At 58.1% G+C, this 22,889-nt stretch carries 16 protein-coding genes, 1 tRNA gene and 3 pseudogenes; 15 read left to right on the top strand and 5 right to left on the bottom strand.

The genetic code is table 11. From position 1 onward, the window contains the following. Nucleotides 1–183 precede the first annotated feature (183 nt). From cysS to H9K75_RS03805, 8 genes and pseudogenes are all read left to right on the top strand, one after another. Nucleotides 184–1,568 (top strand): annotated as a pseudogene (gene cysS / locus H9K75_RS03840) (cysteine--tRNA ligase). A 77-nt stretch (nucleotides 1,569–1,645) separates the two neighbouring features. Next, on the top strand, nucleotides 1,646–2,308 hold the full coding sequence (locus tag H9K75_RS03835) for a DNA-3-methyladenine glycosylase family protein (RefSeq protein WP_187724829.1): 663 nt from the start codon (nucleotides 1,646–1,648) through the stop codon (nucleotides 2,306–2,308). Nucleotides 2,309–2,429: 121 nt separating this feature from the next. Then, nucleotides 2,430–3,407, top strand: a complete 978-nt coding sequence (locus H9K75_RS03830) for an acetyl-CoA carboxylase carboxyltransferase subunit alpha (protein WP_187724828.1) — start codon at nucleotides 2,430–2,432, stop codon at nucleotides 3,405–3,407. Between the two features lie 88 nt (nucleotides 3,408–3,495). Next, complete coding sequence (gene tilS / locus H9K75_RS03825) at nucleotides 3,496–4,434, top strand: tRNA lysidine(34) synthetase TilS (protein ID WP_187724827.1); 939 nt, start codon at nucleotides 3,496–3,498, stop codon at nucleotides 4,432–4,434. 103 nt (nucleotides 4,435–4,537) lie between these two features. Beyond that, on the top strand, nucleotides 4,538–5,800 hold the full coding sequence (locus tag H9K75_RS03820; RefSeq protein ID WP_187724826.1) for an aspartate kinase: 1,263 nt from the start codon (nucleotides 4,538–4,540) through the stop codon (nucleotides 5,798–5,800). A 79-nt stretch (nucleotides 5,801–5,879) separates the two neighbouring features. Beyond that, nucleotides 5,880–5,972, top strand: a tRNA-Ser gene (locus H9K75_RS03815). Nucleotides 5,973–6,370: 398 nt separating this feature from the next. Further along, nucleotides 6,371–6,691 carry a helix-turn-helix domain-containing protein gene (locus tag H9K75_RS03810; protein WP_187724825.1) on the top strand — a complete coding sequence of 107 codons (321 nt, stop codon included), beginning with the start codon at nucleotides 6,371–6,373 and terminating at the stop codon, nucleotides 6,689–6,691. Continuing rightward, nucleotides 6,688–7,874, top strand: a protein-coding gene (locus H9K75_RS03805) for an IS3 family transposase (protein WP_187724824.1) whose coding sequence is annotated in 2 segments (ribosomal slippage) — nucleotides 6,688–6,943 and nucleotides 6,943–7,874 — 1,188 coding nt in all. Because the reading frame shifts where the segments join, the coding sequence is not laid out codon by codon here. The genes H9K75_RS03810 and H9K75_RS03805 overlap by 4 nt, the downstream gene beginning before the upstream one ends. 302 nt (nucleotides 7,875–8,176) lie before the next feature. Here the strand turns inward: H9K75_RS03805 and H9K75_RS03800 are convergent. After that, nucleotides 8,177–8,818 (bottom strand): helix-turn-helix transcriptional regulator, encoded by a 642-nt coding sequence (locus H9K75_RS03800; protein WP_226858510.1) that lies wholly within the window; start codon nucleotides 8,816–8,818, stop codon nucleotides 8,177–8,179. Between the two features lie 108 nt (nucleotides 8,819–8,926). Between H9K75_RS03800 and H9K75_RS03795 the strand changes: the two genes are divergently transcribed. Beyond that, nucleotides 8,927–9,484 carry a glutathione S-transferase family protein gene (locus tag H9K75_RS03795; RefSeq protein ID WP_226858509.1) on the top strand — a complete coding sequence of 186 codons (558 nt, stop codon included), beginning with the start codon at nucleotides 8,927–8,929 and terminating at the stop codon, nucleotides 9,482–9,484. A gap of 166 nt (nucleotides 9,485–9,650) precedes the next feature. On the opposite strand, the gene H9K75_RS03790 is transcribed toward H9K75_RS03795, so the two are convergent. Then, entirely contained in the window at nucleotides 9,651–12,995 is a 3,345-nt protein-coding gene (locus H9K75_RS03790) for a mechanosensitive ion channel domain-containing protein (RefSeq protein WP_226858508.1), read from the bottom strand. A gap of 652 nt (nucleotides 12,996–13,647) precedes the next feature. Between H9K75_RS03790 and H9K75_RS03785 the strand changes: the two genes are divergently transcribed. The 6 genes and pseudogenes from H9K75_RS03785 to H9K75_RS03765 all read left to right on the top strand — a co-directional run bounded on the left by H9K75_RS03785 (nucleotide 13,648) and on the right by H9K75_RS03765 (nucleotide 20,094). Then, complete coding sequence (locus H9K75_RS03785) at nucleotides 13,648–14,250, top strand: GbsR/MarR family transcriptional regulator (protein WP_187724823.1); 603 nt, start codon at nucleotides 13,648–13,650, stop codon at nucleotides 14,248–14,250. Between the two features lie 164 nt (nucleotides 14,251–14,414). Next, nucleotides 14,415–14,663 (top strand): hypothetical protein, encoded by a 249-nt coding sequence (locus H9K75_RS03780; protein WP_187726188.1) that lies wholly within the window; start codon nucleotides 14,415–14,417, stop codon nucleotides 14,661–14,663. Then, nucleotides 14,558–14,959, top strand: a pseudogene (locus H9K75_RS25395) (TolC family protein); the annotation flags it as partial. The gene H9K75_RS03780 and the pseudogene H9K75_RS25395, both read left to right, overlap by 106 nt. 186 nt (nucleotides 14,960–15,145) lie before the next feature. Continuing rightward, nucleotides 15,146–15,679, top strand: coding sequence for a TolC family protein (locus H9K75_RS24600; protein WP_264293967.1), 534 nt, complete (start codon nucleotides 15,146–15,148; stop codon nucleotides 15,677–15,679). A 167-nt stretch (nucleotides 15,680–15,846) separates the two neighbouring features. After that, nucleotides 15,847–16,794, top strand: a complete 948-nt coding sequence (locus tag H9K75_RS03770) for an efflux RND transporter periplasmic adaptor subunit (RefSeq protein ID WP_187724821.1) — start codon at nucleotides 15,847–15,849, stop codon at nucleotides 16,792–16,794. A 226-nt stretch (nucleotides 16,795–17,020) separates the two neighbouring features. Continuing rightward, nucleotides 17,021–20,094: pseudogene (locus tag H9K75_RS03765) on the top strand (efflux RND transporter permease subunit). Nucleotides 20,095–20,286: 192 nt separating this feature from the next. Here the strand turns inward: H9K75_RS03765 and H9K75_RS03760 are convergent. From H9K75_RS03760 to H9K75_RS03750, 3 genes are all read right to left on the bottom strand, one after another. After that, complete coding sequence (locus H9K75_RS03760) at nucleotides 20,287–20,463, bottom strand: hypothetical protein (RefSeq protein WP_187724820.1); 177 nt, start codon at nucleotides 20,461–20,463, stop codon at nucleotides 20,287–20,289. A gap of 141 nt (nucleotides 20,464–20,604) precedes the next feature. Next, nucleotides 20,605–21,657 carry a pirin family protein gene (locus tag H9K75_RS03755; protein ID WP_187724819.1) on the bottom strand — a complete coding sequence of 351 codons (1,053 nt, stop codon included), beginning with the start codon at nucleotides 21,655–21,657 and terminating at the stop codon, nucleotides 20,605–20,607. Between the two features lie 169 nt (nucleotides 21,658–21,826). Beyond that, complete coding sequence (locus tag H9K75_RS03750; protein WP_187724818.1) at nucleotides 21,827–22,786, bottom strand: NADP-dependent oxidoreductase; 960 nt, start codon at nucleotides 22,784–22,786, stop codon at nucleotides 21,827–21,829. Nucleotides 22,787–22,889 lie beyond the last annotated feature (103 nt).

Below are 22,889 nucleotides of genomic sequence, written 5' to 3'. Positions count from 1 at the left end.
ACGGAAGAGACCCGCGAAGTTGCACAGCGGGCTTATACTGCGGCGAATTGTAGCTGAGGGGTGTGCCATGCCTGTGAGCTGTTGTCACTGCTTTGATCGCGGGTGTTTTCCAAGCGCCATGCCCTGCTGAAGCCTGCTGCCGGTGCAGGCCAGACTACTTTCAGACCTTCTTTTTTTATTCCCATGAGCTTGCGAATCTATAACACGCTGTCGCGTGCGTTGGAGGAGTTTTCCCCTTTGGTGCCCGGTCAGGTCCGCATGTATGTGTGCGGCATGACGGTTTACGACCTGTGCCATCTGGGCCATGCGCGCTCGATGGTGGCCTTCGACGTGGTGCAGCGCTGGCTGCGTGCGAGTGGCCTTGAGGTGACCTATGTGCGCAACATCACCGACATCGATGACAAGATCATCAAGCGCGCGCTCGAGAACGGCGAGTCGATCCGGCACCTGACCGATCGCATGATCGATGCCCTGCACGAAGATGCCGATGCACTTGGCATCGAACGCCCGACGCATGAGCCACGCGCCACCGAATACGTGCCGCAGATGCTGGGCATCATCGGACGGCTTGAGGAGAAGGGCCTTGCATATCGCTCGCCAAGCGGCGACGTGAACTACGCGGTGCGCAAATTCCCCGGCTACGGCAAGCTCTCCGGCAAATCGCTCGACGAGCTGCATGCTGGCGAGCGCGTGGCGGTGCTCGATGGCAAGGAAGATCCACTCGACTTCGCGCTGTGGAAGAGCGCCAAGCCCACCGAGCCCGACGACGCCAAGTGGGACGGCGCATACGGTCCGGGCCGCCCGGGATGGCACATCGAATGCTCGGCCATGAGCTGCGCGCTGCTCGGCGAGACCTTCGACATTCACGCAGGGGAGCCGACCTGCAGTTCCCGCATCACGAAAACGAGATTGCGCAGAGCGAAGGCGCGACGGGCAAGAAGCTGGCCTCAGTGTGGATGCACAACGGCTTCATCAACGTGGACAACGAGAAGATGTCCAAGTCGCTGGGCAATTTTTTCACCATTCGCGACGTACTCAAGGAATACGACGCGGAGACCGTGCGTTTCTTCGTCGTGCGCGCGCACTACCGCAGCCCGCTGAACTACAGCAACGTGCATCTGGACGACGCGCGCAACGCGCTCAAGCGCCTGTACACCGCACTGAGCCTGGTGCCCGCCGCCGCAGTCTCCATCGACTGGAGCGATCCGTATGCCGCTCGGTTCAAGGCGGCGATGGACGAGGACATTGGCACGCCCGAAGCGGTTGCGGTGCTGTTCGATCTGGCTGGCGAGGTCAATCGCAGCAAATCGCGCGAAGCGGCGGGTCTGCTCAAGACACTGGGTGGCTTTCTCGGCTTGTTGCAGGATGATCCTCAGCGCTTCTTGCAAGCAGGTGCTGATGCGAGCGGTCTCGACGGCGCCGCCATCGAGGCGCAGATCGCCGCGCGTGCCGCGGCCAAGGCGGCCAGGAATTGGGCCGAGGCCGACCGCATCCGCAAGGACTTGCTGGAGCAGGGCATCGTCCTCAAGGATTCTGCCGCTGGCACCACCTGGGAGGCTGCGCAGTGATCCGTTTATGCGATGAGTGCTTCGGCACTTGTGCGGCCATGCGTCTTTTGCCAAATCTGGCGTGGAATTGCTGATCGATGGCTACCCTCAAGAAAGTCGGCAACGACAGTCAGCCCGATCTCGCCCCGCCCGGTTACTGGCAGGAGGCGTGCAAGCATCTGATGAAGAAGGATCGCGTGATGCGCCGCCTGATTCCCGAGCTTGGCAATGTCTCGCTGACCTTGCGCGGTGACGCGTTCACGACGCTTGCGCGCAGCATCGTCGGCCAGCAGGTGGCGGTGGCGTCCGCACAGCGCGTCTGGGAAAAATTCGCTCTGTTGCCCGCCGAGATGACGCCCGCAAACGTGCTGCGCCTCAAAGTGGACGACATGCGCGCGGCGGGACTTTCTGCTCGCAAGGTCGAGTATCTGGTCGACCTTGCGCTGCACTTTGACAGCGGGCGGCTTCACGTGGGCGAGTGGGATGGCATGGACGATGACGCCATCGTTGCCGAGCTGGTCGCCATTCGCGGCATCAGTCGCTGGACGGCCGACATGTTCCTGCTGTTTCATTTGGGGCGTCCGAACGTGATGCCGCTCGATGACCCCACGCTTTTACAAGGTATCAGCAACCAGTATTTCTCTGGTGAGCCGGTCAGCCGCAGCGATGCGCGCGAGGTTGCAGAGGCCTGGAAGCCATGGTGCAGCGTCGCAAGTTGGTATATTTGGAGATCGCTTGCTCCGATGCCTGTTCAGTGCTGATCGCCGGGCTTTTTTCGATCATTGATTCAAACAGTTGCAAATTTCACGCAAACGCGTCCTAATCGCGTGCGCGCCGGGAAGTCGGGCAATTGGGGCCTACAAGCGCCCAAGGAGAATTACGTTGGCTAAAAAAACATTTCTGGATTTCGAGCAACCCATTGCGGAGCTGGAGTCCAAGATCGACGAGTTGCGCTACGTGCAGAACGAAAGCGCCGTGGACATCTCCGAGGAGATCGACCAGCTCAGCAAGAAGAGTCACCAGCTCACCAAAGACATCTACAGCGACCTGACGCCGTGGCAGATCACCAAGATCGCGCGCCACCCCGAGCGTCCCTACACCATGGACTACGTTCGCGAAATCTTCACTGATTTCATCGAGCTGCACGGAGATCGCCACTTCGCGGATGACCTGTCCATCGTGGGCGGGCTTGCCCGTTTCAACGGTCATCCCTGCATGGTGCTCGGCCAGCAGAAAGGCCGCGACACCAAGGAGCGCGCAGCGCGCAATTTCGGCATGAGCCGGCCCGAGGGTTATCGCAAGGCACTGCGCCTGATGAAGACCGCCGAGAAGTTCAAGCTGCCGGTGTTCACGTTCGTGGACACGCCCGGCGCGTATCCAGGCATCGACGCGGAAGAGCGCGGCCAGTCCGAAGCGATCGGGCGCAACATCTTTGAAATGGCACAGCTCGAAGTGCCGATCATCACCACCGTGATCGGTGAGGGCGGCTCGGGCGGCGCGCTGGCGATTGCCGTGGCCGATCAGGTCATCATGCTGCAGTACTCGGTGTACTCGGTGATCAGCCCGGAAGGCTGCGCGTCGATTCTCTGGAAGACCAGCGACAAGGCGCAGGACGCGGCCGATGCGATGGGCATCACGGCGCACCGCCTGAAGGCATTGGGGCTGATCGACAAGATCGTGAACGAGCCCGTGGGCGGCGCGCATCGCGACCATAAGCAGATGGCCTCGTTCCTCAAGCGCGCTCTGGGCGACGCCTATCGTCAGTTGGCCGACCTGAAAACCAAGGAACTGCTGGATCGCCGCTACGAACGTGTGCAAAGTTACGGCCGTTTCAACGACACCAAGGCAGAGAGCGCCTGATTGCGCGTTGTTGAATGCCCAGCACGGCGGCCCTTCGGGCCGTTGGTGTTTTGGCGTTCCACGTTCTACGGTCTAATCCGGGAATCGTATGACTCTCTCCATCGAATCTGCCATCAAGTCGTTCAATCCCACGCTGCCTCTGGCCGTGGCCTTGAGCGGCGGCGCGGACTCGACGGCCTTGCTGATCGCATGCGCGCGGCGCTGGCCTGGTCAGGTGCATGCGCTTCATGTCCACCACGGCTTGCAGGCGGCGGCGGACGGTTTCGAGGCCCACTGCCGGACGCTTTGTACGCGGTGGGGTATCCCTCTGCGGGTGAGCCATGTGAACGCGAGGCCTTCGGCAGGGCAGAGCCCGGAGGATGCCGCCCGGCAGGCACGCTATGGCGCGCTCGACGCGATGCTCGCGGACCAACCGCTGATCCGCAGCATGGCGCTGGCCCAGCATGCAGACGATCAGGTCGAGACCATCGTGCTCGCGCTTTCGCGCGGCGCGGGCGTCGCAGGCCTGGCGGCGATGCCCGGCCACTGGGAGCGTGCGGGCTTGCCGTGGCACCGGCCCTTGCTACAGGTCTCGAGCGAGGACATCCGGCGCTGGCTCCGCGCGCAGGGCGCGGCGTGGGTGGACGACCCCAGCAACGCCGATCAGCGCTACACGCGCAACCGCATCCGCAAACATATTCTTCCCGCGCTGGAGGCCACGTTCGCGCAGTTTCGCGATACCTTTGCGCGTAGCGCGGAAAACGCGGCGCAGGCTGCCGAATTGCTCGATGAACTGGCGCAGCAGGATCTGCAGAACACCGGCAATCCGCCATCGATCAAGGCGTTGCAGACCTTGAGCCGCGCGCGGCAGGCCAATGCTTTGCGCCACTGGCTGCGCACAACGCACGCCACCACGCCCAGCGCCGCGCAGCTTGGCGAACTGCTCGATCAGGTGGCGGCCTGCACCACACGCGGTCACCGAATCCGCCTCAAGGTGGGGCATGGATTCGTCGAGAGAAAAGACGGCTCGCTCGATTGGTACAATTGACGAGTTTTGGATTCAACTTTTTGCACGGAACGTCGGCGCGCCAAAACAATTTTCAGTCCATTTGCGCCGTGATTGAAAAAAGTTTCGTCACCCCGAAAATTCCATGGCACTGATCGTTCATAAATACGGCGGCACATCGATGGGCTCGACAGAGCGCATCAAGAACGTCGCCAAGCGCGTGGCCAAGTGGGCGCGGGCAGGCCACCAGATGGTGGTGGTGCCCAGCGCCATGAGTGGCGAGACCAACCGGTTGCTGGGCATGGCCAAAGAGCTGGCTCCCTCGCGCGTCTCCACGGCCTATCATCGTGAGCTGGACATGCTGGCCGCCACCGGCGAACAGGCATCGTCCGCGCTGCTCGCCATCGCACTACAGGGCGAGGGCATGGAGTCGGTCAGCTTCACGGGCTGGCAAGTGCCGGTACGCACCGACAGCTCCTACACCAAGGCCCGCATCGAATCCATCGACGACGAACGCGTGCGCGCCGAACTGAACGCAGGCAAGGTGGTGATCATCACCGGCTTCCAGGGCATTGACCCGGACGGCCACGTCACCACCCTCGGTCGTGGCGGCTCGGACACCTCCGCCGTCGCCATCGCCGCAGCCATGAAGGCCGCCGAATGCCTGATCTACACCGACGTCGATGGCGTCTATACCACCGACCCGCGCGTGGTGCCCGAAGCCAAGCGCCTCACGACGCTGAGCTTTGAAGAGATGCTGGAAATGGCGAGCCTTGGCAGCAAGGTGCTGCAAATCCGCTCGGTCGAATTCGCCGGCAAGTACAAGGTGCCGCTGCGTGTGCTCTCGAGCTTCACGCCCGTGGACATCGACGTCAATGAAGAGGCCGTTTCCGGCACGCTGATCACTTTTGAGGAAGACGAAAAAATGGAAAAAGCTGTCGTGTCCGGCATCGCTTTCACCCGCGACGAAGCCAAGATTTCCGTGCTCGGCGTGCCCGACACCCCCGGTATCGCCTACCAGATCCTGGGCGAAGTGGCCGACGCCAATATCGACGTTGATGTGATCATCCAGAACGTGAGCAAGGACGGCAAGACCGACTTCAGCTTCACCGTGAACCGCAACGACTACCAGCGCACCATCGACCTGCTCAAGGAAAAAGTGCTGCCCAAGCTCGGCGCGCAGGAAGTCACCGGCGACACCAAGATCGCCAAGGTCAGCATCGTCGGCATCGGCATGCGCAGCCACGTCGGCGTCGCAAGCAAGATGTTCAAGTCGTTGAGCGAAGAGGGTATCAACATCAAGATGATCTCCACCTCCGAAATCAAGACCTCGGTCGTCATCGACGAAAAGTACGTCGAACTCGCAGTGCGCGCACTGCACAAGGCTTTCGGGCTCGATCAGGCGTGATGTTGTGACGAACAAGGCCGGTCAGAATTTTTGGCCAGAGTTCAAAACTGCTGTGTGACTAGGCTACAATATTGGAATTGGAAACGTGACCGAGTGGCCGAAGGTGCTCCCCTGCTAAGGGAGTATGGGGTGTAGAGCCTCATCGAGGGTTCGAATCCCTCCGTTTCCGCCAAGTATCAAGCCCCTGGGTGTTCTGCGCTCAGGGGCTTTTGGTTTTCTACCATCCTATCTACCAAAAGATTTTGGATTGAAACACCCTGAATCGGAGTCTGCTGGACTTCGCGTCGGCAGTGCTTTCGCATCACGCACCGGAACACGTGCTTGATGCCTTGGCGAGCAGAAGGGGGAGCACAATGCGGAAATACTTGACCCTCGATCCTAGAGCGTGACAGGGACTACATTTCGAAAAGGCTCTGTCGCCAGAGCACGGGCCTCGCATCGTTGTATGAGTGGCCGCCCGAAGCCATTGCCATTGCCGTGATTTTTGGGCAACGCTTTGTTTAAATGGGGTTCACTGGTAGTAAAATTTGATCGTATCGGCCTAGTTGCAACTAGAGGGAAACGAACACCATGAACGTAGGGCAAGCCATTCGACTTTGCCGAACGCAACGGGGGGTCTCTCAAAGTGCCATAGCGAACAGCGCCAAATGCTCCGTATCCTACCTGTCGATGCTTGAGAATAATAAGCGCGACCCGACACTTTCGACGATCACCAAGATTGCCGAAGCATTGCATGTGCCTGTCGGCCTGCTGTTTGTTCTGGCTGCTGATAAGGATGAGCTGGGGGCAATTAACGAGCGCCTCACCGATCAGTTGATGCAGTCTGACCTTGCCCCCAAAACCCGTATCCCTTGCAGAGTGTTTCAATGCAAGCAAGGAGATCGAAAATGAGTAAGACAGTGCGGGCGCGCTACACGCTAGAGTTCAAGCAGGAGGCGGTGCGCCTGGTGAAGGGTGGACAGAGTATCGCGGCGGCGGCGCGGACGCTGGGGTTGGTGGAGCAGACGTTGTTCAACTGGGTCAAGGCGGATCGGCTGGACACGCTGACAGGAGCGGGCGGCAACATTGTGAGTGCCGAGCAGATGGAGATCAGCCGGCTGCGCGCGGAGCTGGCGCGTGTGAAGATGGAGCGCGACATCCTGGGAAAAGCGACGGCGTACTTCGCGAAGGCGCAGAGCTGAAGTACGCCTTCATTCATCGCAACCGCAGGATGTGGCCGATCTCGGTGCAGTGCCGGGTTCTGCAGGCCAGTATCGCCGGATACCACGAGCACTTCGCTCGCTGTGTCCACGGTGCCCAGAGGCTGCATCTCAGCGATGATGCCGTGCTGGTGCACATCAAGGCAATCCACGCCGAGACTCACGGCAGCTATGGCTGGCCACGCACCTGCAAAGCGCTGCAGGCCAGAGGCATTCGCGTGGGCAAGGAGCGGGTGCGCAGGCTCATGCAGTTGCATGGCATCCGGGCCAAGGGCAAGCGCCGCTTCAAGGTCACCACGAACAGCAACCACGGTTTGCCGGTTGCGCCCAACGTGCTGGATCGGCAGTTCGACGTGGGCGAGCCCAACAGGGTCTGGGTGAGCGATATCACCTACATCTCGACTGACGAAGGTTGGCTGTTTTTGGCCGTGGTGATCGACCTGTTCAGCCGCCAGGTGGTGGGCTGGTCGCTGCGCGAGGATATGACGCGGAACATCGTGATCGATGCGCTGCGCATGGCCTGGTTCAAGCGCCATCCGGACAAGAATGCCGGGCTGATCTTCCACAGCGACAGGGGCAGCCAATACGCGAGCGAGGACTTCCGCCAGGTGCTGACGGAGTACGGCATCACGGCCTCCATGAGCCGGCGCGCAAACTGCTGGGACAACGCTTGCAGCGAGACGCTGTTCGGCTCGCTGAAGGTGGAGCGGCTGCACGGCCAACGCTTTGTGACACGGCGCCAGGCAAAGGACGAGGTCATCGACTGGATGCTCTGGTACAACCACAGCAGGCTACACTCGACGCTGGCGCACGTCAGCCCGATGCAGTTCGAAAAAGACTGGCATGCAGCACAGGCCAGACAAGCCCATTCGTAGCTCGGCTATGGGGTACGGAATTCAGGGGCAAGGTCAGAAGTGATCGAATATGGGGAGACGTCATGAGGTATATGGGGAAACGCTAGGTTCGATCGCTCAAAAAAAGTCACTCGTGGACAATTGCCAATATGAAAATCGCGGCAGCCGCCTTCACGCAGCAGTGCACCTTTGCGATCCCTTACCTCTGTCGTAGTCACGGCAACGGCATGTGGTAGCGCCAACCAACAGGTTGCCTGGTCATGCTGGCGACTCGCTGAGACTTCTCGCTGCCGACATACGCTCGATGTATCTGCGCAGAAGCCCTACCCGTTGAGGTCGGTAACTCGCCCCGTGGGCGTGGCTGTCGTAATGCGGTCCGGGCGGAACATACGGAAATCCTCGCGCAAACAGCACCAGGACAGCACCATGAGCTTTTGCTCCAGATAGACGATGGCCAGAGGCCAGATAGTGCGCTCGCTGAGTTGGCCGTCCTTGTCGCAATACATGATAACCAGCGCCTCCTCGCGCCAGCAGGCCTCTCGAATGGCGGGTAGACAAGGCATCTCGGGATACCTCAGAGTCGGCCTGTATACCTGCGAGACGGCATGCAGCACCTGCTGCTGGTGCGCCTGCGGCAGCGTCGCAGCCACCTTGGCCAGCACCGAGGCGGCTGCCTCTGCCAGAGCCGGATCGCCGCTGTGACGCACCTCAGCCAAGCCGAGTACCAACGCCTCAATCTCGATGCGGTTGAACATCTGCGGCGGCAGCGTCCCATCCTCTATCAGGCAATAGCCGAGCCCGCGCTCACCGCCGATCTCGGCCCCCGCCTCGCGCAGGCTATCGATGTCGCGGTAGATGGAGCGTACCGACACGCCCGTCTCCGCGGCCAATTGTGCGGCTGTGACAGGTGAAGGCAGTACGCGCAGCGCGTGCAGGAGGCGAAACAATCGATCGGGGCGAGCCATCAGCAACTGACAGAAAATGACAGGAGTATCGGATAGATTATCCCTTTACCCATTCAAGGAGTTCTCCGTGCTGACACTGTTCCATAGCCCCGAAGCCGTTCCACCCGTGTGCTCGCATTGCTCAAGGAGCTGGGCGCGCTGGAGGAAGTCAACATCGAGATCGTCACCATCCAGCGGCTGGACGGCTCCGGCGCGCCCGATCCGCGCAACCCCCATCCGGATGGCAAGGTACCGTTGCTGATGGATGGCGATGTGCAGGTCTGGGAGTCGGCGGCAATCATCCAATACCTCGCCGACCGATTTCCAGCTACGGGCCTGAATATCCCTCCAGATCATCCACAGCGTGGCGCTTACCTGAGTTGGTTCGCCTGGTACTCGGGTGTGCTGGAGCCGCTCCTGGTGCTGGAATTCGCCGGCCTGCAACATCCCGTGCTAATGAATACCTTCCGTACCAAGGCGGAGGCCCTGACACGGCTGCGCAAGGCTCTGGAAGGCCAAGACTTCTTGTTTGGCAAACACTTCACGGCCGCTGACTTGCTGCTGCATTCGCCCTATGCCTGGATGGGCAAACCCGGCGACCCGGTGATTGATGCCTGGATCGATCGTTGCATGACAAGGCCTGGTGCCACCTTTGCGATGGAATTCGACGCCCAAGTACAGGTGTGAAACTCTACTGCAACAAAGGCACAAGGTGCAATGCCGTCCGGTGGCTTGCCGCCACCTACAGCGTGCACTGCTCGCGATACCAACTGTACTTGGGGAGACGACCATCAAATGCCATGCAATTGGAAACGCTTTACCCACGATTTTCACGAGCGGTGAAGCGGTGCTATCAAGCGTCGCTGGAGGCTGTACAAGGGTGTTTCATAAAACCTCGCGGAGAATCATGCATATGAATATCCATTTGAGGCACCGCAATACCAATACCAGCTGCTGAAAGACGCTCATTGATCTCGCGATTGAGGTCGTTACGCACTTGCAGCCGATTATCAACGTTTCCAACATAGGCTCGAAGCTCAAATCGTTGACCTGAGCCTTCTAGAGCCATGAACCAACAGCTTGGTTTGGGATCGTCGAGAACATCCGGGTGCGTATGCGCTATATCGAGTAGCATGTTTTGCACTTGTGCAGGATCATTTCCGTGTGCAATTCCTATATCAATGACTAGACGAGTGACATCATTGCTTAGTGTCCAGTTTGTAACCTGGCCAGTTATGAATGTTTTATTTGGAATAACAATTTCTTTATTGTCAAAATCAAGGACTGTAGTAGCGCGTGTATGAATTCTCATGACAGTTCCATTAATTTTTTCAATAGAAATGACATCGCCCACTCGAAAGGGCCTTTCCACCAAAAGAATTAATCCTGAAACGAAATTTGCGAAAATTTCCTGAAGTCCAAAACCCAAGCCTACAGTTAGTGCTGCGGCTAACCATTGTAGATGACCCCAGCGCAATCCAAATAGCGAAAATGCAATCACTGTTCCAATAATAGTAGTGGCGTAGCGAACCAAAGTGGTTGTGGTATAGCGTGTTGATCTGCTGATTCTGGCGGATGCGGATAATATTATTTCAAGCAGACCTGGCAGGTTGCGCGCGAGACTGATGGTTAAGAGTAATGTTAATATGCCCAATATTGCATCCATTAGTGTCACAGGGGATGATTGAGGTAGGCCATCAACTCCTATATTGGTGGTGTACCAAAGTCCAATGCTTTCGGAGCGCATAAGCGCAGGTAATATAGGGAGTGCAGCATAGAGCAAGCTCAGAGTGATTAATGCTTTTTCCAATAGCCCGAGTAGTCGACGCGTTTGTTGACTCACAGTTACCAATGCGAGTTGATCTGCTTCATAATTAATTGCTGAAATGCTGCCGTTATCTGTGATTTCTTTGGTGTGTGTAGATGCAGTTCGCAGGCGATCTAATGCTAATCGGCGCTCGCCTATAAGCAGCCAGCGTTGCAGTAGTCCAATTGCAACTTCTGAAGCTGTTAAAAAAACGAAACTAGTCAGAAGTGCCTGTATTAACTCCATGGCAGTATAGACATACCCCAGTATTACACCAATAGTTAGACCTATGAGCATAAAGATGAGCATTACACTTGCAATCAAGTCCCAGCGAAATTGATATCGATTTTTTGCTGCTTCTCGCCGTATGTAGCTGCAGACTACTAAAACTAAACCGATAGATAGAACAAGCGTTGATAGTCGGCCCCAGGTACTAATTGCGTTATCATCAGGGCTATAGTAGGCAATCCCTCCAAGTAACACAGCCGGAACAATAAGCCATGCACATTGGCGCATCACTTGGCGTAACGTTTTCACATCTTCTGTTGGCCATTGAAAATGAGCAAGTGCTAAACCGTTGGAGCGAAATATTGCGTTGATGAGTGTTGCTACAAAAATAAATGCACTCAGTTGCTTTAGGGCGCTACCAAGTGGACCCAATGAGTTATCCAGTGCTGGAGATGCCTGCATTATCTCTCCGAACGTTATTGCTGCAACGCTCCAAGGTAGTGTATAAAGTAAACTCCAGCCTAAGGCCGCCATACTCAGGCCAAATCTATCTTTTGAAAAATCCATCACTTGCTGTGCGATTTTTGACATTTGTCGTAGCGCATATTTACGCAAGACCAATAGTAAGGCTACCACTGCCGAAGAAATGATGTATGGCCAAGGGGTCCTTAATAGGTCAATAAGGAGTGCTCGTGCCGTTCTTAAAGGGGATGCGCTTAAAACATTTTCCAAGTTGTGTTTGGAGCCTTGCGCGGAGTTCCATTCACGCAACCAAATGCTATCCATTGGGCGGTGGCTAGGAAGCCACAAGAGTTCTTTGTCTAAGACTTGACGCAAATCGCTACTCTGACGAAGAATTACCTGTAGAGTTTCGCCTGATTGCTCTAGTACACCGACGCGGCGGAGAAGAAATGATTGTAGTTGACTCGTTAAATTAGCTTGCTGGCTTCGTAGCGAATCACGCTGTAATGCCTGTTCAGGGGATAGATTGTTATTTTCCTCTTTTGTTTTTATGTCGTTGGGTGTTGTGCTATCTGGTGTGGTTCTCGCTTTTCCAGCATTGAAAATTGCGAGGCGGAGGTCTGCAATTTTTGGCAGTGTAGCCTTGTATCTCGACTGTATAGCGTTATTTGATGATAAACCCATCCTTTGGCTCCATAGCCATTGTCCTACGGAAGCATTGTTCCCTCCTAAACGTAGCCGGGTTCGTGTTTCATTGACGATTGTGACCAACTGATCGCGGAGGTATTCGTCATTGCTTAACTCGTCACGTTCTCGATTCAATTGAACGGAATTTTTTAAAATTTCACCCGCGAGATCAGAATTTTGTTTTGCTAGCTCTTTTATGACTAATTGGTCTTGTGGGATTTGACTTGCAAATCGATGCAGTTCCTGAGACTGCAACTCTAATAGCCTATTGTTATATTCTGCGATGTTCTGATTTAACCATTCCACATGAGAGAGGCGTTCTGTAAGCTCAGTACGCTGCGCGTTCAGTTGGGCTGAAAGCAAGCGCTGGCGAATTTCTAACGTGGATTGCTCTTCTTGGCGGAGGGTTAATTCCAGCGAGGCTCGACGATGTTCCGCACTTCGTCGTACTTGACGAGCTTGTGTAAGCTCAGCCGTTTCCCCAGGCTCTGCGGTTACTGGCTCAGAACTGTCCCGTACAAGTTGCTGGAGCTGAGATATATCAACACGTCTTGATGTGGGTTGCGAAACCACATTGGCTTGAGCTGTGGCGGTTTGTTCGATACCGGCTTTAAGCGTAGCAATCGCTTTGCGTTCCTCACCAAGTACGCGCTCAAGCATTTCAATGTCAGCGTCTGCAGGGATGCGTTGTTTCCAGCTTTCAAATGATTGCTTGATCTGCTCTTTGCTCGGAGGGAGGGGGGACGGTGGTACCTGCGTGTTTGCGCGAAGACGGTCCAACTCTTGAGCAAGAGTATCTGCCTCAGCGTTTAACGCTTTGGCCGCATCGAGCTGCGATTGAATTGCGCCACTGCGTCCCTCGTTGGTGTTGGAATTGCCTTTGGTTAAACCAACACCAAGCACATTGAAAGTATTGGCGTGCAATGGTGCAACTGATGCAAGGCTGAGGAGGGACATGTAGAAGAGCCGTGCCATCCACGCCTTGATGGGCTGTTGTCTTTTTACTTTTTGCACTGTTAGTTCCATTAGTGTTAGTAAGAATGAAGAGCGGAGTCAACCCAGTTGATGCGGAGATCTCCCCTCGAATGTTTGTATCGCGATCTTGCCAAGTCGACATGCCGCCGTGAAGGGCCTGGGCTCGACATGTGAAAGAGCGGTGAACAAAGTGGCATACCGAGAAGACATTGGCGAGGGAGCCTGTCGGCGGCGCCAGACTGATTCGCCACATCAATGTGGCTGCGAAGTTTGTGAATCGTGCCCTTGCAGAACGCAGCCTCTGGCCGAGGGGCATCCAAAGTGCAGGGCGCTGTGCTACTTCGCTTGTGTGGGGGGGCTCACACATCTTCAGTCATCTATCCAGTCCGCAAATCGAGGCAGCTCGTGCTCTGACTCCTGTTGATTTTGTTGTGCAGGGCTGTCGCAACCGAGGGTCGCCGTTAAGGATGGGGTGCCTCCGCTGTGTGTAGACGCCTGACCTCTTTCTTCTCGCACTGCAACGCCTCAGTGATTGGAGACGGCGGCGATCACTTTCGGCAAGACGCAAGGTGTGTTGACTGGGTACGTCCATAGGCATCTTGTAGCGCTCCCTTGAGATCTGGTGTTGGGTTGATCGTTCGTTATGTTTAGTATATACTGAACAAATCGAATGTAAAAACTGGAGCATCACATGAGTCCAAACAATGTCACAGGTCAGTTGGCGCGAGAGTTGTTCATTGAGCGCAACGCCATGCAGGCGGAAAACAGCGGCCTGTCTCGTATAGCAGGGCGCCTGATAGCCGTGCTACTGCTTGACGGTGGCCCTATCAGTTTTTCCGACCTGGCGGAGCGCGTTCAAGCCAGTCGCGGAAGCGTGAGCACCAATACTCGTCTGCTCGAGCGATTGGGAGTTATCGAACGGGTCGCTGTGCGCGGCGAGCGGCAGGATTTTTTCCAGTTGCAAGCCAATCCATTTGCCATGTCGCTTGAGCAGAGTATCCAAGAGTGCCTGCGTTTTTCCGGCTATGTGGAGGAGTTGCTGGCAACTTGTGATTTAACCGACGATGCGGTCGAGCGTTTGCTTGAAGCTCAACACTTTCATCGCGTAACTGCGGAGGCTATGCAGGCCATGCTCGTCAAGCTTGATAGTGAAGGATGGAGGGGCGGGGTCGAATCGCAAGGTTCAGGATCACCAGCTAAGGCAGTGAAGCAGCGGGCGTCAACATCCAGCCATCAGGCAGCGAAGTTGTCGAAAGCAGAACTTGAACTGAAGACCAGGAAGAGGTCGGTATGAAGACTTGGTCTCGCTGGATGATGCCTCTGTCGGCGATAGCGTTGGCGGGATGCGCTGCTGTTACGGATGCACCGCCTCCATCTGCAGTGATGGCGCCGCACTATTCATCATCAAAGACTGTGCCAGTGGGTACTGAGGCGAGTGCATCGTTAGATAGCTGGTGGATGCTATTTGATGTTCCCGAACTGAACCGCTTGGTGGAGCAGGCGCTTCGAGACAGCACAGAGGCGCGAATGGCGGTGGCGCGCATGCGTGAGGCGCGCGCGATACGCGAGGCGGCACTGACGCAGTACCGCCCCAGGGTGGTATGGACGCAAGAGTCGAGCGCCGTGGTACCCGCAGGCTGGAAGGCTCCAAGGGCGACGGCGCGGCGATGGATCTTGGCACGCAGGACAGTGCAGCACTCGGGCTAAGGGTATCTTGGGAGTTAGATGTTTTTGGCCGCGGTGCGGCTCATACGCGGCAGGCCGAGGGTGAATATGACGCGGCACTGTATGCCGCCCATGCCGCACGGGCCGCACTGGTAGCCGAGGTTGCGAGAACCTGGTTTGGGGTGCAGCGTCTGTCTGCTGCGCTAGAGGATGCCCGGGCCACGGTCACCATTCAGCGGAACCTGCAGCATTTGCTCGCCCGCAAGATGGACAGAGGTCTTGCTCCAGTCTCAGAACTGGCACGCGTTGAGGCGAGTTTGTGGGCTGCCCAAGCCGATGAGGTAGTGCTGCAGGCGAAGTGGGACGCTAGCCGGCGTGCCCTCCTAGTGCTTGTGGGGCTCGGAGATGCTTCGCTTGACACATTGCCTTCGGCTGCTCTCCTGTCAAAGCCACCAGGGTTACCGCATGCACTGCCTTCCGAGCTACTGACGCGTCGCCCCGATGTGCTGATGGCGAGGGCGCAGATGAATGCCGCCGCGGGAGGGCTGGAGCTGTCGCGCCTGGCGCTGTGGCCCAGCATCACGCTCACGCCCAGTGTCGGTTTGAATTGGCAAGGCAATGGAAATTCGCTGCGCACAGGTTATTGGTCCCTGGCGGGCAATGTGCTCTTGCCCGTGCTCGACCGGCCTCGTCTGTTGGCGCAGGCGAAAGCGCAAGGTGCGCGTGCGGAGCAGGCGGTGATTGCCTATGAGCAGACGGTCCAGCGGGCGTTTTCGGAGACGGATCAAGCATTACTGCAGATGGCGTCTGACCAGCAGCGGCTAGACATGCTACAGCGCGCGCAAGACCGGGCGGAGTCCGCGTTCCAAGCTGCGGACAAGGGGTATCGCGCTGGTGTCTTTGATCTGATCGTAGTGCTGGATGCCGAACGAACCTATCGTCAGGCGCGCGTTGCGTTGACTGACGCACGAGGTACAGCGCTGAACCACGCGGTGCAGGTGTTCCAGGCATTGGGCGGTGGTTGGCAGGCTGATGCCAGTTGGGTGCCGCAGAGCTGAGCAACGTGACTCGATGGATCGTTGTCGTGATCGCTGCTATCGCTGTATTGGTGGCGACATATTCGTACAGCGGATTCGGCGTGGGCATCCGAATGCCTCCCGAATCGTTCATGCGCTGGGTGGTGGTTCACAACTTAGCCTCCAGACAAGTAGGAAAGAGGATCAACATGAGATATGAATTGGGCGTGCTGGCAGCTGCCATGGCGCTGATGGGGTGTTCACAGGGCGAGGGCAGTGTGGTCCAGAAGCCGCCTGTGGAGTCGGTTCGTGCCGTGAGTGCAGCGGAGGTGGAAATGCGTCCGATGGATGCAAGCCAAGAAGTTTCCGGATTGCTGGTGCCGCGTGAGGAAGTGGTAGTCGGTCCAGAGCTTTCCGGTTATCGAGTTGCGTCGCTTCTGGTCGATGAAGGGGATGCCGTGCGCGCGGGTCAGCCGCTGGCCCGTCTGGATGACGGCTTGCTGCAGGCGCGGATCAAGCAAGCCGAAGCCGCGCTTGCCCAGGCGAGAGCTCAGGCAAAGCAGGCGCAGGCGGAAGCGGCGCGCGTGGCGGGCCTTGACGGGCAAGGAGTGCTGTCGGACGAGCAGATCCAGCAGCGACGTACGGCTTCTGCCAGCGGACAGTCTAATGCAGACGTGGCAGCGGCCCAGCTTGCTGGATTGCGTGTCGAGGCCGAACGCATGACTTTGCGCGCGCCAGTTGCAGGGGTGGTGCTGCAGCGCACGGTGCGGCGTGGCGACGTGGCCTCATCGGGGGCTGAGCCGATGTTCCGCCTGGCCCGTGAAGGGCTGGTGGAGCTGGCCGCAGAAGTGCCCGAGCACCAGCTGGGGCGCATCCGGCAAGGCGAGGCGGTGTCTGTCGTGTTGGCGTCGGGAGCTCATGTGCAAGGGCAAGTGCGACTACTGTCGCGTCGTGTGGATGAGAAAACCAAGTTGGTACAGGTGCGCGTGACCTTGCCCGTCCGCCAGGACCTGCGCCCCGGAGGCTTTGCGCGTGCGAGCTTTCAGCCAGAGGCACGGCCCGTGGCGGCTGTTCCAGAGAAGGCGGTGCACTTCGAGGCCGGGGGCCACTGTTGGCTACCGTCGATGCAGAGGGACGCATTCGCAAGCTTCCGGTGACGTTGGGCGCCCGCGCCGATGGATGGGTTGAGCTGCGCAGCGGTCCTCCCGTGGGAACGCGCATCGCTCTTGGTGGTGGCGCATTCGCGATGGAGGGTGACCGCGTGTTGGTAAAAGTAACGCAACCTCTGACACAGCAACCTTCGCCTAGAGGGCAGACGTTGACGTTGCAAAACGGAGAGACGAGCGGTCGCCCAACTGCAGACGATAGAAAGGCAGGACGATCATGAAAATGCGGATCTCGGCCTGGTCTATCCAGAACCCTATTCCCGTCGTACTGCTGTTCATCGCGATCCTTGTGTCCGGCTTGTTGGCCTACCGGGCCATGCCCATCAAGCTGTTCCCTGACGTATCGTTTCCGGCCGTCCAGGTGTCTGTGGCCTTGCCCAGCGCCGCAGCTACTGAGGTGGAGACCCAAGTAACACGGGTGGTGGAGGATGGTCTCTCGAATGTCGCCGGTGTCAAACATGTCATCTCCACTGTCACTCAGGGCATGTCCTCCACGGTGGTTGAATTCGAGATCGGCCAGAATCCGCAGCGGGCGATTGACGAAGTGCGCTCGGCGGTTGACCGCGTACGGGCCAACCTTCCCTCCAGCGTGGAGCCGCCGATCGTCGAGCGAGTCGACTTTGATGCCATGCCTCTGCTGACCTATGCGGTCGCAGCGGACAAAATGGACGATGTGGAGCTCAACTGGTTCATCGAGGATACGGTCGCCCGTCAGCTTGTGTCGCTCAAGGGCGTTGGACAGGTCACCCGTGTCGGAGGTGTAGGGCGGGACGTGACGGTCACGCTCGACCCCGCACGTATGCAGGCGCTGGGCCTGACAGCAGTGACTATCAACGATGCTTTGCGTGCGCACAACTTGGACGCATCTGGTGGGCGCGCCGAGATAGGCTCTCAGGAGCAGCAGGTTCGCGTGCTCGCCGCACCTGCGACGGTGCAATCTCTTGGAGACTTGGTAATTGCTACGCGCGACGGTCGCCATTTGCGTTTGAGCGATGTCGCCACGGTGGCGAGCGGCGCGAGCGATCGACGCGGCTTTGCCGTTCTGAATGGCGAGCCCGTGGTGGGTTTTCAGGTCATGAAGACCAAGGCCGCATCGGATGTCAGTGTGGAAGAGGCGGTAGGCGCTGCAGTCGCCAAACTCTCACAAGAGCATCCGCACGTCTCGTTCAAGTTGGTCACATCGGGCGCAAAGAACACTCGAGAGAGCTTCGACGCCACGGTCCATACGCTGCTCGAAGGGATGCTGCTTGCCGCTGTCGTGGTTTTTATGTTCCTGCGTGACTGGCGTGCGACGGTAATCGCCGCTGTCGCGATGCCCATTTCATTGATTCCGACTTTTGCGGTCATCCATGCACTCGGCTACACCCTCAATATGCTGTCGTTGCTGGCGTTGACGCTAGTGATCGGAGTGCTGGTCGACGATGCCATTGTCGAGGTGGAGAACATCCAAAAGCGCGTGCAGGCGGGGGCGTCTCCCTGGCGCGCTGCGATGGAGGGAGCCGATGCGATCGGGCTGGCCGTGGTCGCAACGACATTGTCGATTGCGGTCGTGTTCCTGCCAGTAGCGTTCATGGGCGGCAATGCGGGTCCATACTTCCGTGAGTTCGGCGTGACAGTGGCCGTATCTGTGCTGTTCTCGCTGCTGGTAGCCCGCATGCTGTCACCGCTGATGTGTGCATACCTTCTCAAGCCGTCCACCCGGCCGGAAGTACACAAACCCTTCACTGGTTGGTACCGCACTGTGTTGGAGTGGGCTCTTGCGCACCGCTGGTGGTCCATGAGCGCGGGTGTGGCCATCTTTGTGGGCTCCTTGGTGCTGGCGAGCTGGTTGCCTACGGGGTTCTCTCCGACTGGCAACAGCGGTACGGTGCAGATCAGCGTCCAGGGAGCGCCAGGCGCCACCACGCAGGACATGCGGACATCCATGGTCGAGCTGACGCGCCAATTGCGTGCCGAGGCAGATGTGAAAGATGTTTTTGTCAACGTGGGTAGCAGTTTGCGCGATGGCGATCCGCGCAAGGGAACGGCCATCGTGCAGTTGCATGAAAAGCGCTCCATGAACACCCGTGCGTTCCAGGACCACATCAGACCAGTTTTGATGTCCGTGCCTGACGTGCGCCTGAGCTACACGGCAAGCGAAGGTGGTGGGACGCAGAATATCCAGGTCATTCTGGGTGGGCATAACGGTGCCGTACTGGCAAAGACAGCGGGTGAGGTTGAGCGGCAAATGCGCGCGCTCCCCATGTTGAAGAACGTACACCAAGTCGCGCCGCTGCCGGGGCCAGAGCTGGTGATTCGCCTCAAACCGGATGAAGCTGCGCGCCTGGGCGTGACGCCCGACGTTGTTGCCCAAATAGCGCGCATGACCAGCGTGGGCGACCTCGATGCCACCGCCTCCAAGTTCAACACCGGCCGTCAGCGGCTCGCTGTGCGCGTACGCCTGCCGCAGACGGCGCTCCAGGACGTGGGCAGCATCGGTGCGCTACGCGTTCCGACGGCTGATGGTGGCAACGTGCCGCTCTCCGCTGTGGCTGATCTCAGTTTCCAGGTGGGCGATTCGCATATCGACCGTTTTGACCGTGAGCGTCGCATCACGCTGGAAGCCGAGATCGCGGGTGCGTCATTCGGCGAGGCCGATGCCGCCATCAAGGAGCTGCCGATCCTCAAGAAGCTGCCGGAAGGTGTGACACGCCCGTTGTATGGCGATGCGGAGAGCATGAATGAATTGTTTGCCAGCTTTGGTGTGGCGATTTTGGTTGGAGTAGGGCTCATTCTCGGCGTGCTCATTCTGCTGTTCAGGAGCTTTGTGAAGCCGGTGATCATTCTGGCTGCACTGCCTCTGTCGCTTGCCGGAGCCTTCCTGGCCTTGCTGCTCGTGGGGGCGAACTCAACCTACCGGTGTTGATTGGCCTGCTGATGCTGATGGGGCTTGCGGCCAAGAACTCCATCCTGCTCGTGGAGCATGCGGTGGAGTCCGAACGCAACGGAAGCACGCAGACGCAGGCACTGCTGGACGCGGCGCACGAACGTGCGAGGCCCATCATCATGACCACGATCGCCATGGCCATGGGCATGTTGCCCACGGCGCTCGGCCTGGGCAACGGATCGGAATTCCGCCAGCCACTAGCAATCGCGGTAATCGGCGGTTTGGTTTCCTCCACAGCGCTGTCCCTGGTGCTCGTGCCCGTGGTGTATGCGGTGATGGATGACTTCGAGAACTGGCTGCGGCCCAAACTTGCACGGTTGGTGACGATGCCTCCTCCCGAGGACACCCGCAAGCCAATGTACTAACGACTGAAGCTGGAAAAGAACGGACCTGCTCCATTCCTCGTTGAGGCTTAGACGAGCAGGGGCCGTTGCACAGCAATCGCAAATCTGAGCTTTGACACGTCGGGCAAGTCATGTCTATAATGCGACTAATTAGTCTCTTAATTAAGCGAAAGGATGGGTTGGTGATGTCTATATGTCAAGTCCCGATTGATTCTAAACCTGCTCCTTGAATCGCTCAGGCTTCTTGGAATACCAATCTTTCATCATTGCCTGAACGGGAGCCGCATGATCGATCTCCAGGAAAAACTCGTCCAAGGAATGAGTGCGAGCAGAACTTGCCAACACATGGGCGTGAGCCGTCAGGCGCATTACCAGGGCTGCCAGTGCCACGCTGCGCGCATGAAACAGACCCAGGCGGTGCGGGTATAGCGATGGGACGGGACGCGTTGTTTGATGTGCTGCGCAACGCCAGAATGCTTGTTGCGCCAAAGCCGGCCTAGCATCAGACAACGACAGTCATCCAACTTCCATTCATGGCCTCTCCGTCTCCTTCTTTCCGGCATACCACGCAAACCGTTCAAACCCCGGCCCATGCATGGGCTGCCGTGTTTCCCAGGGCCAGCCACCAAACTGTGTGCGTTGAAAATCGCGTTTGGCCTGGTGCAATTCTTCAAGGGTGTTCGTCACGTACACCGTGGAGCGAATGACTGGCTCTTGCAGCGGCACGCCCTGCATCAGCATCAAACGCACGGTGTGTGCACTGCGATTGGCAAGTGGCAAAGTGGTCTGGGCGACCACCCGCACGCGCCGGTTGTTCCCCACATCCTGGCCGTCCACCAGCAGGCCGCTGCCTTCATAGACAAACAAGGTGCGCAGGCTGCCGGGCAATTGCGCGGCCGGCAAGGTCAGGATGGCACCAGGCTCCAAGGTAATCATCCAGATCGCAATATCAGACCGTGGGTCTGCCGCCCAGGTGTCTTGTGTGGGAGGTAGGGGAGCGATGAGCGCGGCGCCGCCCGGTTCCTGCGGCTGGTAGGCACCGGCGATGATTTGAACGTCGGCGCCGCCATGGGTGTAGTGCGGAATCTGCTCGGCCCACATCATTTTGTATTCCGGATGCACCATTTTTTTGCGTCCCGGCATGTTCAGCCAGATCTGAAACAACTCCAGTGGGTTGGGGCGTTCTTGATGGAGAAGCGGAAACATCTCCGCATGCTGAATGCCGCCACCGGCCGTCATCCACTGCACATCGCCTGGGCCATAACGCCCACTGTTTCCCAACGAGTCCGCATGGTCGATATAGCCTTGACGCAGGATGGATACCGTCTCCATTCCACGGTGCGGGTGATTGGGAAAACCCGGCATGCCATCTGCACCGGCATACAGGCTGTAGCCATCAGGATTGGCAAAATCGTTGCCAGCAGGGTGGCCTGCCCGCTGGGACTGCGGTACTGCATGGTGGGCATCCCCGGCCGGGTAGTGCTCCACATGGTGGGCGCACAGCAAAAACGGATCCACGCCCACCCAGGGCCACGTCAGCTCAATGCATTCCAGGATGGGGTTGTCGGGAAGAGGTTGAATCATGGTGCAAACTCGCGGTGCATTGAAGTTCTGGTCAGCGGCGACCGGGCTGTCATCCGCCCCTACCGCTGTCGAAAGGAAATCAGATGGGGCTTGCCTGGCGCGCGGGGCGTGTCCATCCTCTTTCCACGTTTCTGATGACGCGCCAGCAATCAGACTGGCGCGATGCAGCTCAAAACATCAAGGCGGTCTTGCCACGGCTATGGCCTTCCAGGATCGCCAGGTAGGCCGCTCGCGCTTGCGCGAAGGGATAGGTTTTGCTCACGGTCCAGCTGAAGCGCCCAGCCGCCACGCCATCGGCCACATGCTGCAAATTGGCCGGGTTGCGCTGCACCCAGACGGCCTTGATCAGCGGTGAAGACAGCTTTCGCCCGGCAATGGAGCCCATGAAACCGCCAGAAACCACGGTAGCCAAAGAGGCTTGTGTCGCTTCTTCCGTACCCGACATATCAATGGATGCATCAAACGGCTGAGGATGAGCTGCTTTGAGACGCTCAGTCAGACCTGCTCCGTACACCACAGGTACGGCACCCAGCGAGCGCAAATAATCCTGGTTGCTGGCCGATGCGGTGGCCACCACGGTCATGCCGCGCTCACGCGCCAACTGCACGGTAATCGAGCCCACGCCACCGGATGCGCCATGCACCAGCAGCGACCGCACCTTGCCGACTTCATTCAGAATGGTCATGGCCGTCTGCGCGACACCTGCCAGCGAGCCTGCAACCTCCCACGACATGGCAGGCGGCTTGGCCACCAAATTGCCGACAGGCACATCGATGACGGAGGCATGCGTAAAAGCCCCACCCGAGCCCAAAACAGCATCGCCTACGGACCACTTGGCATTCTCGGGCATGTTGATCTCGAGGATCTCTCCTGCGAACTCGGTGCCAAAAGTCTGCGGCAGAGCAGCGTGACGGAACTCACCCGTCATGCGTCGCGCATCGATGGGATTGATACCCGCCGCGCGCACCTGAATGCGCGCCATGCCCACGGCAAGCGGCGGTAGCTCTACGCTAAGGAATTCAAGGACATCGGCCTGACCGTAAGTCTTGGCAATCATGACTGTGCTTTGCATGGCATCTCCCATCAGCAAGTGAACAAACATCGACGAACATCCATCGATGATTTGCATGTTAAACAGTTCAAAACATCAAAAAAGCACCATAATTGACCACTACTATTTCATTTTCGATGCAAATAAAGTGAACTACAGTGTCTGACGCCTCTCCAGAAAA

Origin of the sequence: Diaphorobacter aerolatus (assembly GCF_014489535.1) — a bacterium.
Classification (GTDB): domain Bacteria; phylum Pseudomonadota; class Gammaproteobacteria; order Burkholderiales; family Burkholderiaceae_C; genus Diaphorobacter_A; species Diaphorobacter_A aerolatus.
The sequence above is the reverse complement of the archived record's forward strand: the minus strand, read 5'-3'. Positions and strand labels throughout refer to the sequence as shown.